Source organism: Streptomyces sp. B1I3 (genome assembly GCF_030816615.1).
GTDB lineage: Bacteria > Actinomycetota > Actinomycetes > Streptomycetales > Streptomycetaceae > Streptomyces.
Window position 1 is genome coordinate 7003142 of sequence record NZ_JAUSYD010000001.1, and the last position, 20556, is coordinate 7023697.

Genomic DNA, 20556 nt, shown 5'->3' on the forward strand with positions numbered 1-20556 from the left:
CTTTCGCGTGCGGAATTCGGGTGGGGGATTGTGTGCGCTGTTCGTGTGCGGTGATCGTGTGTGGTCGTCGTGGATGGTTGCCGGATGAATGGAGTTTCTTTCCGCTTCTCGTGTCCGTCATTCACACGGCCTCCGGACATGTGAGGGAACGGTGCCGTCGCGGGCCTGGGCGCGGCGTGTCGCGCGGCCTCCCAGGGCACCCGCCCCGCAGGGGGACGCCTTCCGGACCGACACCTCCGATGAAAGGTGTCGTCGCCCTTCTCTCGGGCGATGCGCGGCGCTACCATCGGCTTGCTCTTGGGAGCGCTCCCACTTCTGCTGTCACATCCGTACCGCCGCTGAGCGGCGGTCCAGCTCGGAGAGGACGTTTCCGTGCGCTCCAGCGCAAGACCCTTCGCCGCCCTACTGGCGGCCCTCGCCCTGACGGCGGGATTGTCGATCACCGCCACCCCCGCCGCAGCGCACCCGGACGAGGCGTCCGCCGTGGCGCAGGCATCCGATGTGTCCGTGGCGGCGGACACCTATACCTGGAAGAACGCACGGATCGACGGTGGGGGCTTCGTCCCGGGCATCGTCTTCAGCCGGTCCGAGAAGAACCTTGCCTACGCCCGCACCGACATCGGCGGCGCCTACCGCTGGGACCAGGCGGGCAAGCAGTGGAAGCCGCTGCTGGACTGGGTGGACTGGGACAGGTGGGGCTGGTCCGGAGTGGTCAGCCTCGCCTCCGACACCGCCGAGCCCGACAACGTGTACGCGGCCGTCGGTACGTACACGAACAGCTGGGACCCGACGAACGGCGCGGTCCTGCGCTCCTCCGACCGCGGAGCCTCCTGGAAGGCCACCGCGCTCCCCTTCAAGCTCGGCGGCAACATGCCGGGGCGCGGCATGGGCGAGCGGCTGGCGGTCGACCCCAACAAGAACTCCGTGCTGTACCTGGGCGCGCCCAGCGGCAACGGGCTGTGGCGCTCGACCGACGCCGGGGTCACCTGGTCGCAGGTGAAGGCCTTCCCGAACCCGGGGAACTACGCCCAGGACCCGTCCGACACCAGTGGGTACGGCAACGACAACCAGGGCATCGTGTGGGTGACCTTCGACGAGCGCTCGGGGAGCGCCGGCAGCGCCACCAAGGACATCTACGTCGGTGTCGCCGACAAGGACAACACCGTCTACCGGTCCACGGACGGCGGCGGCACCTGGTCGCGGATCGCCGGCCAGCCGACCGGGTACCTCGCGCACAAGGGCGTGCTCGACTCCGCGACGGGCTACCTGTATCTGACGACCAGTGACACGGGCGGTCCGTACGACGGCGCCAAGGGCCGCATCTGGCGCTACGCCACGGCGACCGGCCAGTGGACGGACGTGAGTCCGGCCGCCGAGGCCGACACGTACTACGGCTTCAGCGGACTCTCCGTCGACCGGAAGGACCCCGGAACCCTGATGGCCACGGCCTACAGCTCCTGGTGGCCCGACACCCAGATCTTCCGCTCCACGGACAGCGGCGCGACCTGGACGCAGGCCTGGGACTACACCGGCTACCCCAACCGCTCGAACCGGTACACCCAGAACATCTCCTCCGTGCCCTGGCTCAGCTGGGGCGCCAACCCCTCGCCCCCGGAGACCGCGCCCAAGCTGGGGTGGATGACGGAGTCGCTGGAGATCGACCCGTTCGACTCCGACCGGATGATGTACGGCACGGGTGCGACGGTATACGGCACCGAGAACCTCACTTCCTGGGACGCCGGTGGCAAGTTCGCGATCACCCCGATGGTGAAGGGGCTGGAGGAGACCGCGGTCAACGACCTGGCGAGCCCGCCCTCAGGCGCACCGCTGCTGAGCGCGCTCGGTGACATCGGGGGCTTCCGGCACACAAATCTCGACGCGGTGCCCAGCATGATGTTCACCTCGCCCAACCTCGACTCGACCACCAGCCTCGACTTCGCCGAATCGTCCCCCGGCACGGTCGTACGGGTCGGCAACGCCGACGCCGCCCCGCACATCGGCTTCTCCACCGACAACGGGGCCAACTGGTTCCAGGGCTCCGAGCCCTCCGGAGTCACCGGCGGGGGCACGGTGGCCGCCGCCTCGGACGGCAGTGGATTCGTGTGGAGCCCGGACGGCGCAGGCGTCCACCGGACCACCGGATACGGCAACTCCTGGGCCGCGTCGACGGGGATCCCCGCCGGGGCGGTCGTCGAGTCCGACCGGAAGAACCCGAAGAAGTTCTACGGATTCAAGGCCGGCACCTTCTACGTGTCGGCCGACGGCGGCGCCACCTTCACGGCGAAGGCGAGCGGACTGCCCGCCGAGGGCAACGTCCGTTTCAAGGCGCTGCCGGGAGCCGAGGGTGACATCTGGCTCGCGGGCGGAACGGCCTCGGGGTCCTACGGGCTGTGGCGCTCCACCGACTCCGGCACCAGCTTCACCGAATTCACGGGTGTGGAGCAGGCCGACAGCGTGGGCTTCGGCAAGGCGGCCTCCGGAGCCTCCTACCAGACGGTCTTCGTCAGCGCGAAGATCGGTGGCGTGCGCGGCATCTTCCGCTCGACCGACGCGGGGGCGCACTGGACGAGAATCAACGACGACGCGCACCAGTGGGGCTGGACCGGAGCCGCGATCACCGGTGACCCGCGGGTGTACGGACGGGTGTACGTCTCCACCAACGGGCGCGGCATCCAGGTGGGAGAGTCCTCGGACACCGGCGGCGGCACGGATCCCGGAACCGACCCGGACCCGGACCCGGAGGAGCCCCCGGCGGGCGCCGACTGCTCCGTGTCGTACACGGTCACCAATCAGTGGCCCGGAGGCTTCCAGGCCGACGTGCTGGTCACCAACACCGGCAGCGCGGCGTACGACGGCTGGCAGCTGGGCTGGTCCTTCGCGAACGGGCAGAAGGTCACGCAGATGTGGAACGCGACCTCCCGGCAGGACGGTGCCCGTGTGACGGCGACCGACGTGGGGTGGAACGGGAAGGTGGCCGCCGGTGCCTCGGCCGGCTTCGGCTTCTCGGGCACCTGGACGGGCAGCAACTCCGAACCTGGCGCGTTCACGCTCGACGGTGCGGCCTGCTCCGTCCACTGACGCTCACGGAACGGTGCGGGGGGACGGTCCACCGATCCCCCGCACCGGCTTCGACGAGGTGGCGGCGGCCGCCGGGCGCGCGGCCCACGGCCTGCTGAACGCCTGCGCGGTACTCGCCCCGGACGTACGTGCCCCTGCCCTGATGCTGCCCGCCGTGCACGACGGCCACGGCGCTTTCCCGCAGATGTACGGCGCGCGGGACGGCGAGGCGTTCCTCGTCCGGCCGGACGGCCACCTGGGGCTGCGGGCTCCCGCGGAAGGCCCGGGGCGCGTGGCCCACCTGGAGCTACTCCTCGGGACGTGACACGGGGCCCGGCAGTGACTGCCGGACCCCGTGCCGTGCGCCGTACCTGACTCGGCGCGTGTCACCCCGCCTCAGGGAAAGGACACCACCTGGGACGGGACGGTCGATGTGCCGGACGTGGGGGATCCGGTGTTGTTGATGACGTGCTCGTACTGGCCCTGGCCGCCCAGCGACACCACCAGCAGGTCATGGAACTTCACGCCGGCTTTCACGGGCGCCTGGAATCCGTGCTGCTGACGGATGGTCGGGTCCACGTTGAAGTAGCAGTAGCTGCCCATGCCCCAGCCCTCGTGGGTGGTGACCGAGTCGGCCACCTTGTACGCGGCGTACCCCTTGATGTCCCCGTTCTGGATGGCGGCCTGGTTGGGCGCGTCGTAGGCCTTCTCGTTCTGGAAGAAGATGGTCTTCCCACGCTCGCCGTACCACTGCACGTCGTACTTGTTGAAGTGCTCGACGAACAGGCCGGTGGCCAGCACGTCGTCACCGTTCACGCGGAGCCCGTAGTCGGACCGGTTGGTCTCCCAGCCGACCCCGTCGCCGTGGTCGGCGCGCCAGAGCCAGGTGTGGTCGACGATGGTGTCGTCGCTGTTGATCACCATGCCGGTGGTCGCCTTGCCGGCGCCTGCGCCGCCGACCCGGACGAAGACGTCCTGGACGGTGGTCGGGTTGGCCGCGTGGTCGGCCGACGCGTCCTCGGGTCCCACCTGGACGAGCACCTGGGAGTTCTGCGTGCCGGCGTCGATCAGCAGGCCGGCCAGCTTGACGCCGTCGACGTCACCGACCTTGACCGCGGTCACCCCGTTGTCCGGGATGATCGTCGCCAGACCGAGGCCGAGGGCGACGGTGTTCGCGCGGTTGATCTCGATGGGCTGGTCGACGTGGTAGATGCCCGGGGTGAAGAGCAGGTGCAGCCCCTGGCGTACCGCGGCGTTGATGGTCTGGGCGGTGGCGCCCGGCTTGACCACGTAGAACTGGCTCAGCGGGATGGACTCGCCCTGCGGGGTGCCGCTCCACGAGACGCCGCGCGCGTTGGTGCGCTTGGCCGGGACGAAGACCTTGTAGGTGTTGCCGTCGAGGTAGAGGAAGGGCTTCTCACGCGAGACCGGGGTGTTGGCCAGCGTCGTGTAGGGGGGCTCGGGGAAGCTCTGCGCGGGCGCGCCCTCGACACCGGAGAAGGTCATGTTCCACACCCCGTTGCCCCAACTGCCTATGGAGCTGTCGCGGGTGTACCACTGCTGCTGCGAGTACGGGCCGACCTGGCCGTCGATCTTGCTGTCGGCGATGTAGCCGCCGCTGGCCCAGCCGTAACCGTTGGGCGCGAGGTTGAGTCCGCCCTTGACGTGCATCCGGCGGAAGGGGGCGGCCTGGGAGACGGCCCAGCGGTTGGTGCCGCTGACCGGGTTGAGGGCGAGGTTCTCGGCCGAGCGCCAGAAGTTCTGGGTGGCGTTGCCGTTGAACCAGCCCGCGTCGACGGTCACGTCACCGTTGAAGGTGGTGTCGTCGGGCTTCAGGCCGAGACCCGCGATGGAGGTGTAGAAGCCGATCTGGGCGTTGATGTTGTTGTACGTGCCCGGCTTGAACATCAGCGCGTAGCGGCCGTTACCGAACTGGGCCGACTCCTGCTGCTTGAAGATCTCGTCGACCTTGGCCTGGATGTTCGGCGTCGAGGGGTCGAAGACCAGGACGTTGGGACCGAGGTCGCCACCGCCGGGGATCTGCGGGTCGCCCCCGCCACCGGTCGTGCCGAACACCTGGAACTCCCAGAGTGAGTATCCGTATGCGCTGGCCCGGGCGGTTCCGGTCAGCCGGACGTAACGGGCGGTGCCGGAGACGTTGAGCGTCTCCGTGCCGCCCGGGCCGGTCGTGGTGGAGTAGGCGGTGCTCCAGGTGCTGTTGTCCGAGGAGAACTCGATCCGGTAACCGGTGGCGTAGGCCGCCTCCCACCGCAGCACGATCTGGCTCACCGAGGCTGCGGCGCCCAGGTCGACCTTGATCCACTGGGGGTCGGAGAAGGCGCTCGACCAGCGGGTCCCGTTGTCACCGTCGACCGCGGAGGCGGCGGGGGTCCCGCCGTTCTCCTGGCTGGAGGAGGTGACCGTCCTGCCCTGGGAGAGCAGCGTGGGTGCCGCGCTCGCAGGGGCCTGCGGGACGAAGGCGAGGAGGGAGAGGACGAGACCGGCGACAACGGCGAGCACACTGCCACGCCTTCTGTCCGGTGCCAGGGAGATGCGGAATATGGGGGGTGCGTGCATGGGGGTCTCCTGAGTCGTGGGGCGGGTACACGACGCGTACAGCCAGAGAGCGCTCTCTCCGGCTGTGCGAGATACTCCACCCTTGTTACGAACGCGTCAAGAGATGTGCAACAGCAGATGTACCGGGGCCTGTTGGCGACAAGAACTGATGGGATGGTCGTGGTGACCGCCCCGTGATCCGGGCCCTCGGTGTCGTGGTGCGAGGCCGCGCAGGGGATCGGTTCAGGAAATGGCGGGCCGCGTGGCCGTGCAGGAAGTGGCGGGCGGCGGTGCGGGGCCGCACGCGCGGGCTGCCGCCGCTCGGTCCCGGCTCGTCCGGGCGTGCCAGGATGCGAACCGGTCCGTCCGCCGATCAGGGTGACGCGGCCCCGGCGGTCCGCGACCGGCGCGAGGGGGTACCTACCGTGGCGCGTGCGTCGGCAGCGCCTACACCGGTGATCACCCGTGTGGCGCGTGCGTCGGCAGCGCCTACACCGGTGATCACCCGCCGCCCAAACCCCCGCCCGGCGTGGCGTGCCGTCCAACGGGTGATATCCCGCTCCATGTCACACGTTGAGCCCACGGCGTAGCTCCAATGCGGTGTCCCCGAGTGGTGCGCCCCCGGATTTCGGCTGACGGTGGATCACGTCGCACCCGCGATTTCGATGAGCCGGCAACCGGTCGGTCAGCGTGGGTACGGCGAAAGGACTGTGTATCCATGCGCTCTGCCCGCACCCTGTTCGCATCGGCCGCCGTCACGGCGGTCCTCGCGGTCTCCGTCCCCGCCGCATACGCCGTGACCTCGGCCGACGGCTGGGACAAGGACAGCGGCTCTTCCTCCAGCAGCAACGACGACCGCGACAAGCCGGACTCGTGGAAGCACGAGAAGCCCGAGGGTGGTGTGCACGCCGGTGGCGGCGCGCTGGCCGGCATCTCGGCCGACGACTGGCAGAAGGACAAGGAAGAGGACTCCGAGGCCGGTAACAACGACGACCGCGACAAGCCGGACTCGTGGAAGCACGAGAAGCCCGAGGGTGGTGTGCACGCCGGTGGCGGCGCGCTGGCCGGCATCTCGGCCGACGACTGGCAGAAGGACAAGGAAGAGGACTCCGAGGCCGGTAACAACGACGACCGCGACAAGCCGGAGTCCTGGAAGCACGAGAAGCCCGAGGGTGGTGTGCACGCCGGTGGCGGCGCGCTGGCCGGCATCTCGGCCGACGACTGGCAGAAGGACAAGGAAGAGGACTCCCAGGCCGGTAACAACGACGACCGCGACAAGTCGGAGTCCTGGACGCACGAGAAGCCCGAGGGCGGTATGCACACCGGAGGCGGCGCCATGGCCCTGTCCGGCAGCAGCCTGGCCGCCGGCTCGGTGCTGATGCTCGGTGGCATCGGTGCCGCCGCGTACCGGATGCGTCGCCGCAACGCCTCGGGTACCGCGGCCGTCTGACAGACCTCCGCGCACCCTTGACCGAACGCTGTCGCGGCCGCCGCCCTCCCGGGTGGTGGCCGCGCAGACTTTCCCGCTCGGTCTGCCCACGACTCTCCCGCGTCGTCACCCGCGCCCCGTTCTTCCCCCGCCCTCCTCGTACGCGAAAGGCAGTGCCCGTATGACCGCCCAGCAGCCGTCCGAACCGGATTCCGCCTCCCCCGCCCCCGGCCGTTCACTGCTGTGGCCCGCCGCGGCGGTGGGGCTGGGCTTCCTCCTCGTCTACAACTCCTTCGACGCCTCGGCGGGAGTCCAGCCGCCCACCACCGTGTCGTCCGCCCCCGCCACCACCGCCCCCGGCGCCACCACGCCTGCCGCACCCACACCATCCGCCTCCGCGTCCACGGCGGGCCCCGGGCTGCCGAGGTCCGAGCCCGAACGCATCTCCATCCGGGACATCGCGGTCGACGCCCCCTTCACACCGCTGTCCATCGGCTCCTCGGGGCGGCTGGACGCCCCACCCGCGGACGACAAGAACCTGGTCGGCTGGTTCAAGGACGGGGCCACGCCGGGCGAGCGCGGTACATCGGTCGTCGCCGGTCACGTCGACACGAAAACAGGTCCCGCCGTGTTCCTGTACCTCAGGACGCTCAAGAAGGGGAGCGCGGTGGACATCACCCGCGAGGACGGAGTGGTGGCCACCTTCAAGGTGGACACGGTCGAGACGTTCAGCAAGGCCGACTTCCCCAGCGACCGCGTGTACGACGACAACGGCACGGCCCAGCTGCGGCTGATCACCTGCGGCGGGGAGTACGACAAGAGGGCGAAGGACTACAAGGACAACGTCGTGGTCTTCGCCCACCTGGCCTCCGCCAAGAAATCCTGACGCCGCTCCGGGCCGCTGGAGGCACGGACGGGAGAAGCCCCCTCGCGGAAGCGAGGGGGCTTCTCCCGTGCGGTGGTGACCGAAGAGCCACTGCTCCTGGCCAGGCCCGACGAGCGGCTCGGCGCCCGCCTCGCACCGGAGCGCCGGCCCGTCAGGGGTGCGATCCGTCACGTGCCATCCGTCCGGCGTGCGGCCCGTCCGGCGTGCGGTCCGGCTCCCTGAGCGGGTACGCAACGCTGGATGCGGGCCGAACCGCTCACGGCGCCGTCCGCGCCGGGGGACGAGGGGCCCGGGGAACCGCTCCACCAGGCCGTCCGCGGCATCCGCGCGGAGGGGGCCCACCGGCCGGAGCGGCTCGCGGCCGAACCGGTGCGCTCGCGCGATCCGGTCCTGCGGGCGGGGCCGTCCGGCTGATCCGGCAGCGCCTGTACGGCGGGCTGCCGGCCCGACCGCTCAGCGGGCGTTCTCCCGCTCCGCCGCCGCGACCTGGTGCAGGGTCCGGCCGGTGCGGGCCGAGCGGGCGTGGTACGGGTCGGGGGTGCCCGGCCGGTCGTGGACGGCCTGCCGGTCGTTCGCCTTGATCAGCAGCCAGGCCTCCGGCCCCTGGGCGTCGGCCTCGTCGCCCACGTGGAAGCGGGTGAGAGCGAACTCGCCGTGCAGTTTCGTCCCGGCGAGCCAGAAGGTGGCGTGCCCCCGCTCCAGTGCCTCGCCGATCGGGACGGGCGTACCGGCGGGGTCGTGGCTGAGCGACCGGTAGGTGCCCTGGTCCCAGACGATGACGGTGCCGCTGCCCTGTGCCTCCTGCGGTACGACGCCCTCGAAGGTGCCGTACTCCAGCGGATGGTCGTCGGTGGGAACGGCCAGCCGCTTGTCGCGGGGGTTGTCCGACGGCCCGCGTGGGACGGCCCATGACCTGAGTACGCCGTCGACCTCGAGCCGGAAGTCGAAATGCATGCGCCGGGCATCATGGATCTGCACCACGAAGCGCCGTGTGCCCTCGGTGTCCACGACCGTGTCCTTCCGACGGGAAGCGGTCGGACGGTGCGTACCCTGCCCGGTCCCCGGGGCCGCGTGGGTCCCGCACAGTCCGTCACCTCCACTGTGCCGCCGCCGGCCGCGCACCGCACGGGGGCGGCGCTGCCACGGACCCGCGGGCCGCACCGGTCAGTCCGTGTGCCGCTCGAGCGCCGCGTCGGCCGCGGTCCGTGAACCGTGCCACCAGGTCGTGACCGGCTCCCAGACCCGGATTCCGTCCGGGGCCCCCAGCGAGGCGGCGTCGAAGGTCCGTCCGCGGTGCGCGGGGTCCCCGGCGACCGTCAGCCGGTCCACCACGCGAAGCTCGGAGGCCGACGGGTCCAGGGTCCGTACCGCCGCGTACACGGTGCTGCCCGCCGGGACGCGGTACGGCGCGCTCCCGCCGGCGGGGACCGGGAGCGCCGGACCGTCCAGATCGCCGAAGACGACCGTGGGGACGCGGTCGACGGCGCAGGCCTGCCCGCCGTGGTTGGTGACGCTGATCCGCAGGGTCTCCGGCTGGTCGGACGCCGCGGCGGCGACGGTCAGACCGCTTTCCCGGCAGGGGGGAGCGGGTGCGGTGGCCGCGGCAGGGGAGGCCGTCGAGGCACCCACGGAGGACGCGAGGGCGAGGGCGGCGAAAACGGCGGGAACGGTGGGTACGTAACGGATGCGCATGAGTTGTCCGTTCCCTCGCCCGCCGCCTTCTACACACCGTCACCGGCTTCGGTCACCACGCACCGACGTAGCATGATCCGCATGGAGCAGCGCACACTCGGCAGGACCGGCCGTGACGTATCGGTCGTAGGACAGGGCACCTGGCAGCTCGGCGGGGACTGGGGCGAGGTGGTGGAGGCCGACGCCTTCGGCGTCCTGGACGCCGCCGTCGAAGCGGGCGTCACCTTTTTCGACACCGCGGACGTGTACGGCGACGGACGCAGCGAACAGCTCATCGGCCGCTACCTCAAGGACCGGCCGGACGCGGACGTCTTCGTCGCCACGAAGATGGGCCGACGCGCCGATCAGGTCCCGGACAATTACGTCCTCGACAACTTCCGTTCGTGGAACGACCGTTCGCGCGCCAACCTCGGCGTCGACACGCTCGATCTCGTACAGCTGCACTGCCCGCCGACGAGTGTCTACTCCTCGGACGCGGTCTACGACGCCCTCGACACCCTGGTCGCCGAGCAGCGGATCGGCGCCTACGCGGTGAGCGTCGAGACGTGCGCCGAGGCGCTGACGGCCATCGCCAGGCCCGGCGTCGCCAGTGTCCAGATCATCCTCAACCCCTTCCGCCTCAAGCCGCTCGACGAGGTGCTCCCGGCCGCCGTCGAGGCCGGCGTCGGCATCGTCGCGCGGGTGCCGCTCGCCTCCGGACTGCTGTCGGGGAAGTACACGGCGGACACGGTCTTCGCACCCGAGGACCACCGCACGTACAACCGCCACGGCGAGGCGTTCGACCAGGGTGAGACCTTCTCCGGCATCGACTACGCGACCGGCGTGGCCGCGGCGGCGGAGTTCGCCGCACTGGCGCCCGAGGGCGCCACACCCGCGCAGACCGCGCTGCGCTGGATCATCCAGCAGCCCGGTGTCACCAGCGTCATCCCCGGGGCACGTTCCGTGGAGCAGGCCCGAGCCAACGCTGCGGCGGCCTCTCTCCCGGCCCTGCCGCAGAGCACCCTCGACGCGGTGCGCGACCTGTACGACCGCAGGATCCGCGCGGAGGTCCACCCCCGCTGGTGAGCCGGGCGCTCAGTCCTCGTCGCCGCCGTCGCCGTCCTGCCGGGGGCTGTCCCCGGCGGGAGCGGCCGGATCGGCGGACGCCGGCGTCCCGGCGGCCGGAGAGGCCCCGGCGGCCGGAGAGGTCCCGGGACCTGGAGTGTCCGCCGCACCGGAGTCCGGTGAGAACAGGACCGTCCCCAGGTACACCGCTGCCAGGAAGGCGACCGTCCCCGCGACGGCGCTCGCCACCCGGGGCCGGCGGCGGATGGCCTCGCTCGTGCTCATCCGCCGCGTGGTCGCCGATCTGATCGCCCGCGGTGCGGGGGCGGCCCGTCTGCGGCCGGTGGCCTGCGGCAGCCTGTACGTCGAGACGCCGGCGGCGGCCTGGCCGGCCGGTGCGGCAGCCGCCGCCGGGGGTGTGGCCGCGGGCGGAGCGGCGGGGAGGTGGTGGGGCATGGGTTCGGGGCGTCCGCGCCAGGCGTCGGTGCGGAACCAGTCCGAGACCTGCTGCGCACTCGGCCGGTCCTCAGGCTGCTTCGCCAGCAGGCCCAGCAGGTACGAATCGAAGGCGGGGGAGATGTCGACCCCCCGCTGTCTGACCGGCACCGGTGGGGTGTCCACGTGCTGGTAGAGCGTCGCCGTCGCTGTGTCCGAGCGGAACGGCGGCTGCCCCACCAGAAGTTGGTAGATGACGCAGCCCAGGGAGTACATGTCCGACGCGGAGTCGGCGGTGCGGCCGAGGGCCCGTTCGGGAGCCAGGTACAGGCTGGTACCGACGATGTGCCCGGCGGTGGTCAGGGCAGTGGACGGGTCGTCGACGAACTGGGCGATGCCGAAGTCCCCGATCTTCACGGACCCGTCGGCGTCCAGCATGAGGTTGCCGGGCTTGATGTCACGGTGGACGATCCCCTGCCGGTGCGCCGCGGCCAGTCCGGCCGCGGCCTCGCCGGCGATGCGGGCCACCTGTTCCGGCCGGATCTGCTCCTCGGTGTCCAGCAGATCCCCGAGGCTTCTGCCCTCGACCAGTTCCATCACCAGGAAGAAGCGGTCCTCCCAGGAGCCGAAGTCGAAGACGGCGACGAGGTGAGGGTGGCTCAGGCGCGCGGCGGTCTGTGCCTCCAGGCGGAACCGCGCGGTCGACGAGGCATCGGCGTGGTCGCCCAGCAGCAGCTTCACGGCGACGGCCCGGCCCAGTACTTCGTCCGTCGCGCGCCACACCTCACCCATGCCGCCACGGCCGATGGGGGATATCAACCGGTACCGTCCAGCTACCAGCACCTGTGCACACCAATCTCGAACTGTGGCCCGCTCCGACTGCCGCGGCGGCGACCCGGTCGGGCTCGTGGGCTCGGTTCGGTGCGTGGGGCACGCGGCATGATCAGGATATCCGTCCGCGGGACCTCTTCTCGCCCGGCCGGGCGACGCCCCCCTGGTTCCGGCCATTCGCCGGGCCGGGAGGGGTCGTTGCCATGCAGGGCCGGGGGCGTCGCCCGGCCTGGATCAGCCGGCGGTGAGCCAGTCGAGTACGGCGGTCGCCCCGAACTCCGCCTGTCCGCCCGGGAAGAGCAGTTCCGCGGACCTGAACACCGCCTGGTCCGCAGCCGTTCGCACGTAGGGGACCGCGATACAGCGCATTCCCGCCGCATGGGCCGCCTGCACACCCGGAACGGCATCCTCGACGACCACACAGGCAGCCGGCTCGGCACCCAGCCGCCGGGCGGTCTCCAGGAACACGTCGGGCGCGGGCTTGCCGTGCGCCACCTCCTCGGCGGACACGTACAGCGGGAAGTACGCGTCGAGCCCGGTGACCGCGAGGGTGGCCCCGATCGCCGCCCGGGACGAACCCGAGGCCACCGCCATCGCGACGCCGTCCTCGTGGAGCCGCTCGACGAGGACGCGCATCTCGGGGAAGACCTCGGTGGAGGTCCCGGCGAGCTCCAGGTAGAGGGCGTTCTTGCCGGCCAGGAGTTCGTCGACCGGCGCCCCGATCCCGTACTCCGCGCGCAGGACGGTGAGCGTCTCGCGCGTGCCGATACCGATGAAGCGGGAGTGGTTCTCCCAGCTGAAGTCCCGTACGCCGTAGCGCGCGAGGAGCCGGCGCCCCGCCTCGTAGTAGTTGGGTTCGCTGTCGACGAGGGTGCCGTCGAGGTCGAAGAGGACACAGGGGGCCACGGCGCCGGGAGAGCTCATGAGCCCCAGGATGCCCGACAGCGATCAGCCGGTGCTGCCCGCCGCCCGGCCCACCGCTTCCACCAGTGGCAGGACGCGGTGCGTCACCCGCTCGCGCAGGGCCACCTCGGTCCGCGTCCTCACCACGCCCGGGAGCTGGATCAGCTGCTGGATCACGTCCTCCAGATGGCCGTTGTCCCGGGCCACGACCCGTGTCAGGAGATCGCCTCCGCCGGTGGTGGAGAACGCCTCGATGATCTCGGGAACGCCCGCGAGGGCCTCACCCACCTCGTCCAGGTGCCCCTGGGTCACTTCCAGGTGCACGAAGGCGAGCACCGGGTGGCCGAGCGCGGCGGGGGAGAGGGACGGTCCGGTACCGGTGATCACCCTGTCCCGTTCGAGCCGGTCCAGACGGGCCTGCAGGGTGCCGCGGGCCACGCCCAGGATGCGCGCGTACTCGCGCACGCTGGTGCGTGGCTGCTCGATGAGCAGGCGCAGGATGCGGGTGTCGAGAGCGTCCACCGCCATGTCCGGTCGTTCTCCTCGCGACTCGGTGATCCGTCGCCCGACTGTACCCAGGGCGCAGCCGTCCGGCCCGCCGCGGTCCCGCTGCGGGGGCACCCGCAGGCCTGCCGTCACCCCGCACCGCCGCCGTGTGTTTCCCGCTATTACAGTGAGCGGATGGTGAACCAAAGGGAGCAGATCCTCGCCGAACTCGGCGCCAAGGCGACCATCGTCCCCAAGGTCGAAATCCGGCAACGGGTCGACTTTCTCAAGGACTACCTGCGATCGACGCCGGCCGAGGGCTTCGTGCTCGGCATCAGCGGCGGACAGGACAGTACGCTGGCCGGCAGGTTGTGCCAGCTCGCCGCCGAGGAGCTGCGGGCCGAGGGGTACGAGGCGACCTTCGTCGCGGTGCGGTTGCCCTACGGCGTGCAGGCCGACGAGCACGACGCGCAGATCGCGCTGGACTTCATCCGGCCCGACCGGTCGGTCGCGGTGAACGTCAGGCCGAGCTCGGACGCCGTCGCCGCTGAGGCGGCGCTCGGTGTGCGGGAGCTGCTGGGTGGCGAGCCCACCTTGCGGGACTTCGTGCGCGGCAACATCAAGGCCCGCGAACGCATGGTGATCCAGTACGCGATCGCCGGGCAGCTGGGCCTGCTCGTCGTGGGCACCGACCACGCGGCCGAGGCGGTCACCGGCTTCTTCACGAAGTACGGCGACGGTGGCGTCGACGTCACCCCACTCACCGGACTGACCAAGCGGCAGGGCGGCGCTCTGCTGCGCGAGCTGGGCGCCCCGGCGAGCACCTGGGAGAAGGTGCCGACCGCCGACCTCGAGGACGACCGGCCCGCGCTGCCCGACGAGGTGGCACTCGGCCTGACGTACGCCGAGATCGACGACTACCTCGAAGGTGCCGACGTCACGCCGGAGGTGGCGGCGAGGGTGGAGTCGGTCTACCTCGCGAGCCGGCACAAGCGGACCGTCCCGGTCAGTCCGCTCGACGACTGGTGGCGGAGCTGACCCGACGCCGGAGCCCGTCGGCCCGGCTGCCCTGCGGCGCTCCCGGAGCGGGCCCGCACGACGGCCGCCCCCGCCGTGCTCCGGCGGACGCCGCCCTGGAGGGCGGCGGGAGACGAGCCGGACCGGCCGGGGCCGGAAATTTCGGCCATTGGCCGACCGGTGGCGTGGAAGATGGCCGTGCGGCTGTGCCAATGGCGCAGCCGCACGGCCACGTGTTGAGCCGGTAGTCGATGGCATGGTCTGATGGTCCCGTCGATGGCGCTGCGGATTCCGTGGCGCCCTTTTTCGTGCGAAGGGGCGGAAAGCAGTGCTGAAGAGGGTGTTCGCGGCTCCGGATCCAGGTCGGCTGCGACTGCGCAGCGGTGCCCGGGCCGTCCTCGGCATCGGTCTGGCCGTTGTCGTGTGCGGCCTGGCGGGCCACTCGCTCGTCGGAGCCGTCACCGGAGGTCTCGCGGCACTGCTGGCCCTCTTCACGGTGACCGACCCCACCGTGCGCGGTCAGGCGGTCACCACGGCGCTGCTCCCCGCCGTGGGGCTCCCGGTGCTGGCGCTCGCGGCCGTGTTGCACGACCACCCGGTGGCGCGTGACCTGGCTTTCCTCGCGGTGATGGGGGCGGGCGTCTACGCCCGGCGATGGGGGCCCCGCGGCCACTCCCTGGGCGTGTTCGCCTTCATGGCCTTCTTCGTCACACAGTTCCTCCACACCCTGCCCGGGCAGCTCCCCGAGCTGTACGAGGCGGTGGCGCTGTCCCTGCTCGCCTCGTCCGCGGTCCGCTTCGGCCTGTGGTGCTACGAGCGGCGGCTGCCCGTCGCCGCCGTACCCCATCCCGTGGCAGGCCGGGGGCTGAACCGCGCCACCACGCGCCAGGCGGTCCAGGCGACCGTGGGCGGCGCCCTCGCGCTCCTGGCGGGCCAGTTCCTCTCCGACGAGCGCTGGTACTGGGCCGTCGGTGCCACCTGGTGGGTGTTCGTGAACACCACCTCGCGCGGCGAGACGCTCGTGCGCGGGTTCCGCCGGGTGCTGGGGACGCTGATCGGAATCCCGGTCGGCCCGCTCGTCGTCGTGCCGCTGCACGGGGCCGCCGCCCCCACCGCCGTCCTGGTGGCCATCGGCGTCTTCGGGATCTTCTACTCGGCGGCCGTCTCGTACACCTGGATGATGTTCTCGGTGACGGTCATGGCAGGGGCGCTCTACGGGCTCCTCGGGGTGCTGAACCCCGCGCTGCTCGCGCTGCGCCTGGTGGAGACCGGAGTCGGGGCGCTCGGTGCGATGGTGGCGGTGCTCCTCGTCCTGCCGGTCACCACCCATGCCACCACCGACGCGTGGATCCAGCGTGCCCTTCGCTGTGTGCACGCCTGCACCGCGGAGGCCGCGGCGCGCCTGGCGGGCTCCGCGACCGCGGACCCCTCCCCACGCGTCGCCGAACTGGAAGCGCTCCTCGGCCGGGTGCGGCTGTCGCTCGGCCCGCTGGTGCATCCGCTGAGCCCGCTGCGCGCCCGCAAGGCACGGGCCCGGCAGGTCCTCGAGCTGCTCGACGCCTGTGCCCGTGAGGTCCGCGGCCTGGCGTCCGTCGCGGCGGACCCCGAGGCGTCCCACGACGCCCGTCTCGCCGCGGCGTGCTGGCGCGTCGAGGCTTCGGTGGAAGCGCTGACCACGGCGGAACGCGGGCCGTACCGCGGCTCGGCGTCCACCACGCGGGCTCTGCCGGCCGAGGCCGGCGCGGAGCCCGTGGTCGTCCAGCCCGCGCTCGCTCACCTGCACAGCATCGAGAGGGCGCTCGCAGAGCTCGCCGCCCCCCTGCAGAGCTCCCCGCGCGCGCCCCTGGTCGGAGCCTGACCTCGCGTCTCCACATCCGCGTTCCCGCGTTCCCCGTTCGCCGCACCGTCCGACTCCCCTTTGCCGCCCCGGAATGGTCTGTACCAAAAAAGGCTGCCTGCTACGGTCGGAGGGAAGATCGCGACGGACGTGAAGAGGGGTAGCGCGATGGGCAGCAGCAATGCCGGGCGGGCATTCATAGGGTCGTTCACCTCGGCGGGCGGACACGGGATCACCGCCGTCGCCGTCGACCGGGACACAGGAGCGCTCACCGTGATCGCGAGCACGGACGCCGTCGCGGACCCCTCCTACCTCGTGGTCGGCCGCGCTCCCGAGACGGGTGGCACAGTGCTGTACGCGGTCAGCGAGGGGGCCGACGGGGCCGCGGCCGCGTTCGCCGTGACCGGCGACGACGCACCCCGGCTCATCGGTGAGGCGCTGCCGGTGGACGGCAGCAGCCCCACGCACCTGTCCCTCGCGGCCGGTCACCTGCTCACCGCCAACTACGGCTCCGGCAGCGTCACCGCCCTGCCCGTGCGGGCCGACGGTTCACTCGGTCCGGTGGCCTCCGTCCTGCGGCACGAGGGCAGCGGGCCGGACCCGGACCGCCAGGCCGGCCCGCACGCGCACCACGTGGTCGCCGACCCCTCGGGGCAGTGGGTGCTGAGTGTCGATCTCGGGACGGACTCCGTACGCGTCTGCGCCCTCGATCCCCGCACGGGCGCACTGCGGCCGCACACCGAGACGGCGATGCGTCCGGGTACCGGGCCGCGCCATCTGGCATTTCACCCGTCCGGGGGACACGTCTACGTCCTGAACGAGCTGGAACCGACTCTGACCGTGTGCCGCTGGGACAGTGCCGGCGGCCGTCTCGACCCGGTCGGCGAGACGCCGGTCCTGCCCCATGACGCGTACACCGCGGGCGCGGGGGGCGGCGAGCGCACGTACCCGTCCGAAGTCGTGGTGTCGCACGACGGACGGTTCCTGTGGACGGCCAACCGGGGCCACGACAGCATCTCCGTGCTCACACTCGACGAGACGGCCGAGAAGCCGGCCCTGGTCGCGGCCGTGGGCTGCGGCGGGCACTGGCCCCGCGACCTCACCCTCGACCCCGGCGGCCAGTGGCTGTACGCCGCGAACGAGCGCTCCGGAGACGTCAGCTGGTTCGCCGTCGACGCGGAGACGGGGATCCCGGCCCACGCGGGCTCCCTCGACGCCCCGGCCGCCTCCTGCGTGGTCTTCGCCTGACGTCCGCGCCTGACACCGGCGCCTGACGTCCGCGCCTGACACCGGCGTCACGGCCGGGCTTCTGCCGCACGCCCCCCGGATGCCCCCGCGCCCCCGGCGGGCCACGTGTTTCCGGCCCGGCGCAGGGCGCTCCGCCTGCCGCTCGGCGCCTTCGGCCCGCCGCTGTTTCCCGGTCCGCAGCGGGCATCCGCCGTGCCCGCCGGGATGTGTGCCTCCGCGCCGGCGACGCGCCTGCGCGCCCGGGAGACGTCTCCCCGCCCGCGACGTGCCCGTGCGTCCGGCGCCGGACAAGCGAAAGACGGCACGGACCGGAGTGCCGGTCCGTGCCGTCCCTCCGGGCACGGGGCGGGGCGGGCGCCGATCAGTGCGCCGGGACCGCTCCCTGCGGCGTCGCCGGCGTGATGCCGAGCGTCGTCGCGTACAGCGACAGCACGAGCTTGCCGATGGCCGGGTAAGCGCCCAGCGGCTCGGCAGTCGCACAGCCGGCCTCCTTCGCCGCGGCTTCCAGCAGGTCGGCGTCGATCTCCGGGCCCACGAGGTACGGTGCGAGCGCGAGCTGCGCGGAGCCGGAGCTCTGCAGCTGCTCGGCGATCGAGGCGACCGAGCCGTCCACGTCCAGGGCCGCGGCCATCACCGGCACCGCCAGGCGGGCGGCCAGCAGCATGCCGGTGATGCCGGCGGCCTGCACGGCCTCCTCGCCGCCGACCGTGGCCAGCACGATGCCGTCGGCCGCGGTCGCCACGGTGAACAGCCTGGCGCGGTCGGCGCGCGCCAGCCCGGCCTCCGCAAGGCGCACGTGCAGCGCCTCGGCGAGCAACGGGTGCGGCCCGAGCACATCCGTCAGCTCGGCCTGCGTACCGCTGTCCATGACCGCCTGCCGTATGCGCCGCAGCAGCGCGCTGTCCGGCCCCGCCAGCAGGGGCACCACGACGGCGGACGGGCCCTCGGGTACGGCGACCTCGCGGCCGGCCGCGACGGCCTGCTCGTAGCGCGCGGTGCGCTCGGCGGCGGCATCGGCGAGTACGGAGGCGAGCGCGGGGAACTCGGCGTCGTCACCGTCGAGATGACCGATCCGGGCGTTCAGGCCGGGCAGCTCGGAGCGGGCGATGCTGATGACTTCCTCGGCCAGGCTGCGCGTGGCCGAGGAAGGGGTACCGGGAACGGCGAGAACGAGCGCGGCAGCGCCCTCGGGTGCGACCACGGGCTCCGGGCGGCGGTGCCGTCCGGACTGGCGAGGTCGCGGCATTCGTACAGGCAGGCCGGAAGCGGGCCCAGTGGGGGTGCTCATGGCGTCGCATGCTACTGGCTTTGCCCGCACCCCGGATCGGGGAGGGGGCAGTCGGGCGCCTTCTGTCCGTTTATGCCTGTTGGGCGGCATACCGGGCAACTGCCCTGCTCTGTCCGGACAGATCGCTGCGCAAGCCTTTACGCCACCCCGGGCACGCAGAGCAGCGTCGGGTGGACCGGCAGCCGCAGCGTCGAGCGGGCGAGTGCGCGCGCGATCTCCAGGGAGCCGTGCAGCGGATCGCCCGCTGCGGGCACCACCCGCGCCTGCGGAACCTGTCGGGCCAGCTCGCGGCGCACCGGTTCGAGGAGCGGGTCACCCATCCTGAACAGGCCACCCGTCAGGGCGATGTCGAACCCCACGCTCGTGGCGGCACCGGAGCCCCCAGGTCCGGGGCAGGCGGCCGCCGCAGCCTCGGCGACATGCGCGGCAGCCTGCAGCAGGATTCCGGCGGCCACGTCGTCAGCCGCGGCGCAGGCCGCGACCTCGGGAGCGAAGGAGGCGAGCAGCGCGGGACGGTCCGTCCGCGGGTAGAGCAGGCCGGGAAGGCCGGACGCTGCTCCGAACACGGCCTCGAGGCGCGACAGCAGCGCCGGGGAACCGCCGGCACGGCCGTCGTGGGCGCGCATCGCCGCGTCGAGCCCTGCCCGGCCGATCCACGCGCCGCCCCCGCTGTCACCCAGCAGATGGCCCCAGCCGTCGACCCGGCGCCAGGTCGTGAGGTCGGTGCCGAGAGCGATCATGCCGGTGCCGGCCGCGACGACCGCCCCCGGTCGCTGGCCCAGCGCCCCCGCGTACGCGGTCACCGCGTCGGCCGCCAGTGCCACCCGCCGTACGCCCAGGGCCCCGGCGAGCGCGCCGGGCAGCCGTGCGCGCAGTTGATCGCCGAGCGTCGCCATGCCGGCGGCTCCGACCACCGCGGCGGCAACCGCCGCCCCGGGGCCGGCCCGGTCGAGCAAGTTCCGGGCCACGGGCAGCAGTTGGTCCAGCAGATGCTCCGCGTCGATGCCGCCCGGACCCGTACGTACCGGTTCCGCGCAGACGGCCGTGGCCACCGGGTGCGCGGACTCCACCACACCGAGCGCCACCCGCAGTCCGGATCCGCCCGAGTCGACACCGAGGACGAACGGACCCGCCGCGGTCACGGCAACTGCCAGTCGACCGGCTGTGCCCCCTGGCGCTCCAGCAGTTCGTTGGTCCGGCTGAACGGGCGCGAGCCGAAGAAGCCGCGGTCCGCCGACATGGGGGAGGGGTGCGAGGACTCGATCGCCGGAAAGTCGCCGAGGAGCGGCCGCAGATTGCGGGCGTCGCGCCCCCACAGGACCGACACCAGCGGGGTGCCCCGGGCCACCAGTGCCCGGATGGCCTGCTCGGTGACCTCCTCCCAGCCCTTGCCACGGTGAGCCGCCGGCCGCCTGGGCGCCGTGGTCAGGGCCCTGTTGAGCAGGAGTACCCCCTGGCGCGTCCAGGGCGTCAGATCACCGTTCGAGGGCCGGGGAAGGCCAAGATCCGCCTGGAGTTCCCGGAAGATGTTCTCCAGGCTTCCCGGCAGCGGGCTGACATCGGGTGCCACCGCGAAGCTCAGACCGATCGCGTGCCCCGGAGTCGGGTAGGGGTCCTGCCCGACGATCAGGACGCGCACCTCCTCGAACGGCTGCTGGAACGCCCGCAGGACGTTTGGCCCCGAGGGCAGGTAGGTGCGCCCCGCAGCGATCTCCGCGCGCAGGAAGTCGCCCATCTCGGCGACGCGTTCGGCCACGGGCTCGAGGGCCGACGCCCACCCCGGCTCGACGATTTCTTTCAACGGTCGTGCTGCCACGGGGCGCACTCTACTGGTGCTCCACCGGTGT

The 20556-nt window shown here is 72.2% G+C and carries 18 protein-coding genes; 9 read left to right on the forward strand and 9 right to left on the reverse strand.

Annotation, left to right across the window (positions count from 1 at the left end; all coding sequences use genetic code 11):
- The first annotated feature begins 372 nt into the window (after positions 1-372).
- Positions 373-3078, forward strand: a complete 2706-nt coding sequence (locus QFZ58_RS31855; RefSeq protein WP_373428620.1) for a cellulose binding domain-containing protein — start codon at positions 373-375, stop codon at positions 3076-3078.
- Between the two features lie 13 nt (positions 3079-3091).
- Positions 3092-3382 (forward strand): hypothetical protein, encoded by a 291-nt coding sequence (locus QFZ58_RS31860; RefSeq protein ID WP_307128326.1) that lies wholly within the window; start codon positions 3092-3094, stop codon positions 3380-3382.
- A 71-nt stretch (positions 3383-3453) separates the two neighbouring features.
- Here the strand turns inward: QFZ58_RS31860 and QFZ58_RS31865 are convergent, their stop codons facing one another.
- Positions 3454-5634 (reverse strand): discoidin domain-containing protein, encoded by a 2181-nt coding sequence (locus QFZ58_RS31865; protein ID WP_307128327.1) that lies wholly within the window; start codon positions 5632-5634, stop codon positions 3454-3456.
- A gap of 697 nt (positions 5635-6331) precedes the next feature.
- Here QFZ58_RS31865 and QFZ58_RS31870 point away from each other — a divergent pair.
- The 3 genes from QFZ58_RS31870 to QFZ58_RS31880 all read left to right on the forward strand — a co-directional run bounded on the left by QFZ58_RS31870 (position 6332) and on the right by QFZ58_RS31880 (position 8342).
- Positions 6332-7063, forward strand: a complete 732-nt coding sequence (locus tag QFZ58_RS31870; RefSeq protein WP_307128328.1) for a hypothetical protein — start codon at positions 6332-6334, stop codon at positions 7061-7063.
- A 160-nt stretch (positions 7064-7223) separates the two neighbouring features.
- The gene (locus tag QFZ58_RS31875) at positions 7224-7928 is read left to right on the forward strand and encodes a class F sortase (protein ID WP_307128329.1); all 705 of its coding nucleotides are present in this window, start codon (positions 7224-7226) and stop codon (positions 7926-7928) included.
- Between the two features lie 240 nt (positions 7929-8168).
- Entirely contained in the window at positions 8169-8342 is a 174-nt protein-coding gene (locus QFZ58_RS31880; protein WP_307128330.1) for a hypothetical protein, read from the forward strand.
- Between the two features lie 39 nt (positions 8343-8381).
- Here the strand turns inward: QFZ58_RS31880 and QFZ58_RS31885 are convergent, their stop codons facing one another.
- Positions 8382-8936, reverse strand: coding sequence for a DNA polymerase ligase N-terminal domain-containing protein (locus QFZ58_RS31885; RefSeq protein ID WP_307128331.1), 555 nt, complete (start codon positions 8934-8936; stop codon positions 8382-8384).
- 156 nt (positions 8937-9092) lie between these two features.
- Positions 9093-9620, reverse strand: coding sequence for a DUF4232 domain-containing protein (locus QFZ58_RS31890; protein ID WP_307128332.1), 528 nt, complete (start codon positions 9618-9620; stop codon positions 9093-9095).
- A gap of 72 nt (positions 9621-9692) precedes the next feature.
- Between QFZ58_RS31890 and QFZ58_RS31895 the strand changes: the two genes are divergently transcribed.
- Positions 9693-10685 carry an aldo/keto reductase gene (locus tag QFZ58_RS31895; protein ID WP_307128333.1) on the forward strand — a complete coding sequence of 331 codons (993 nt, stop codon included), beginning with the start codon at positions 9693-9695 and terminating at the stop codon, positions 10683-10685.
- Between the two features lie 9 nt (positions 10686-10694).
- On the opposite strand, the gene QFZ58_RS31900 is transcribed toward QFZ58_RS31895, so the two are convergent.
- From QFZ58_RS31900 to QFZ58_RS31910, 3 genes are all read right to left on the reverse strand, one after another.
- A complete protein-coding gene (locus QFZ58_RS31900) occupies positions 10695-11891 on the reverse strand; it encodes a serine/threonine-protein kinase (protein WP_307128334.1) in 1197 nt (398 codons plus the stop codon).
- Positions 11892-12164: 273 nt separating this feature from the next.
- Positions 12165-12854 carry an HAD family phosphatase gene (locus QFZ58_RS31905; protein WP_307128335.1) on the reverse strand — a complete coding sequence of 230 codons (690 nt, stop codon included), beginning with the start codon at positions 12852-12854 and terminating at the stop codon, positions 12165-12167.
- Positions 12855-12878: 24 nt separating this feature from the next.
- Positions 12879-13361 (reverse strand): Lrp/AsnC family transcriptional regulator, encoded by a 483-nt coding sequence (locus QFZ58_RS31910; protein ID WP_307128336.1) that lies wholly within the window; start codon positions 13359-13361, stop codon positions 12879-12881.
- 153 nt (positions 13362-13514) lie between these two features.
- Between QFZ58_RS31910 and nadE the strand changes: the two genes are divergently transcribed.
- From nadE to QFZ58_RS31925, 3 genes are all read left to right on the forward strand, one after another.
- Positions 13515-14357 (forward strand): ammonia-dependent NAD(+) synthetase, encoded by an 843-nt coding sequence (gene nadE / locus QFZ58_RS31915; protein ID WP_307128337.1) that lies wholly within the window; start codon positions 13515-13517, stop codon positions 14355-14357.
- Between the two features lie 307 nt (positions 14358-14664).
- Entirely contained in the window at positions 14665-16194 is a 1530-nt protein-coding gene (locus tag QFZ58_RS31920) for an FUSC family protein (RefSeq protein ID WP_307128338.1), read from the forward strand.
- A 147-nt stretch (positions 16195-16341) separates the two neighbouring features.
- Positions 16342-17421: a lactonase family protein gene (locus QFZ58_RS31925; protein ID WP_307128339.1), complete on the forward strand. Its 1080-nt coding sequence runs from the start codon at positions 16342-16344 to the stop codon at positions 17419-17421.
- A 361-nt stretch (positions 17422-17782) separates the two neighbouring features.
- Here QFZ58_RS31925 and QFZ58_RS31930 read toward each other — a convergent pair whose 3' ends face one another.
- The 3 genes from QFZ58_RS31930 to QFZ58_RS31940 all read right to left on the reverse strand — a co-directional run bounded on the left by QFZ58_RS31930 (position 17783) and on the right by QFZ58_RS31940 (position 20525).
- Positions 17783-18709 (reverse strand): sirohydrochlorin chelatase, encoded by a 927-nt coding sequence (locus QFZ58_RS31930; RefSeq protein ID WP_307128340.1) that lies wholly within the window; start codon positions 18707-18709, stop codon positions 17783-17785.
- 137 nt (positions 18710-18846) lie between these two features.
- Positions 18847-19863, reverse strand: coding sequence for a BadF/BadG/BcrA/BcrD ATPase family protein (locus tag QFZ58_RS31935; protein ID WP_373428685.1), 1017 nt, complete (start codon positions 19861-19863; stop codon positions 18847-18849).
- Positions 19848-20525 (reverse strand): uracil-DNA glycosylase, encoded by a 678-nt coding sequence (locus QFZ58_RS31940; RefSeq protein ID WP_307128342.1) that lies wholly within the window; start codon positions 20523-20525, stop codon positions 19848-19850. The genes QFZ58_RS31935 and QFZ58_RS31940 overlap by 16 nt, the downstream gene beginning before the upstream one ends.
- Positions 20526-20556: the final 31 nt, after the last annotated feature.

Bases quoted from the DNA above. Each gene is read 5' to 3' on its own strand.
- QFZ58_RS31865 (WP_307128327.1), bottom strand. From the start codon at position 5,634: ATGCACGCACCCCCCATATTCCGCATCTCCCTGGCACCGGACAGAAGG.
- QFZ58_RS31870 (WP_307128328.1), top strand. From the start codon at position 6,332: ATGCGCTCTGCCCGCACCCTGTTCGCATCGGCCGCCGTCACGGCGGTC.
- QFZ58_RS31875 (WP_307128329.1), top strand. From the start codon at position 7,224: ATGACCGCCCAGCAGCCGTCCGAACCGGATTCCGCCTCCCCCGCCCCC.
- QFZ58_RS31880 (WP_307128330.1), top strand. From the start codon at position 8,169: ATGCGGGCCGAACCGCTCACGGCGCCGTCCGCGCCGGGGGACGAGGGG.
- QFZ58_RS31890 (WP_307128332.1), bottom strand. From the start codon at position 9,620: ATGCGCATCCGTTACGTACCCACCGTTCCCGCCGTTTTCGCCGCCCTC.
- QFZ58_RS31895 (WP_307128333.1), top strand. From the start codon at position 9,693: ATGATCCGCATGGAGCAGCGCACACTCGGCAGGACCGGCCGTGACGTA.
- QFZ58_RS31900 (WP_307128334.1), bottom strand. From the start codon at position 11,891: ATGGGTGAGGTGTGGCGCGCGACGGACGAAGTACTGGGCCGGGCCGTC.
- QFZ58_RS31905 (WP_307128335.1), bottom strand. From the start codon at position 12,854: ATGAGCTCTCCCGGCGCCGTGGCCCCCTGTGTCCTCTTCGACCTCGAC.
- QFZ58_RS31910 (WP_307128336.1), bottom strand. From the start codon at position 13,361: ATGGCGGTGGACGCTCTCGACACCCGCATCCTGCGCCTGCTCATCGAG.
- nadE (WP_307128337.1), top strand. From the start codon at position 13,515: ATGGTGAACCAAAGGGAGCAGATCCTCGCCGAACTCGGCGCCAAGGCG.
- QFZ58_RS31925 (WP_307128339.1), top strand. From the start codon at position 16,342: ATGGGCAGCAGCAATGCCGGGCGGGCATTCATAGGGTCGTTCACCTCG.
- QFZ58_RS31930 (WP_307128340.1), bottom strand. From the start codon at position 18,709: ATGAGCACCCCCACTGGGCCCGCTTCCGGCCTGCCTGTACGAATGCCG.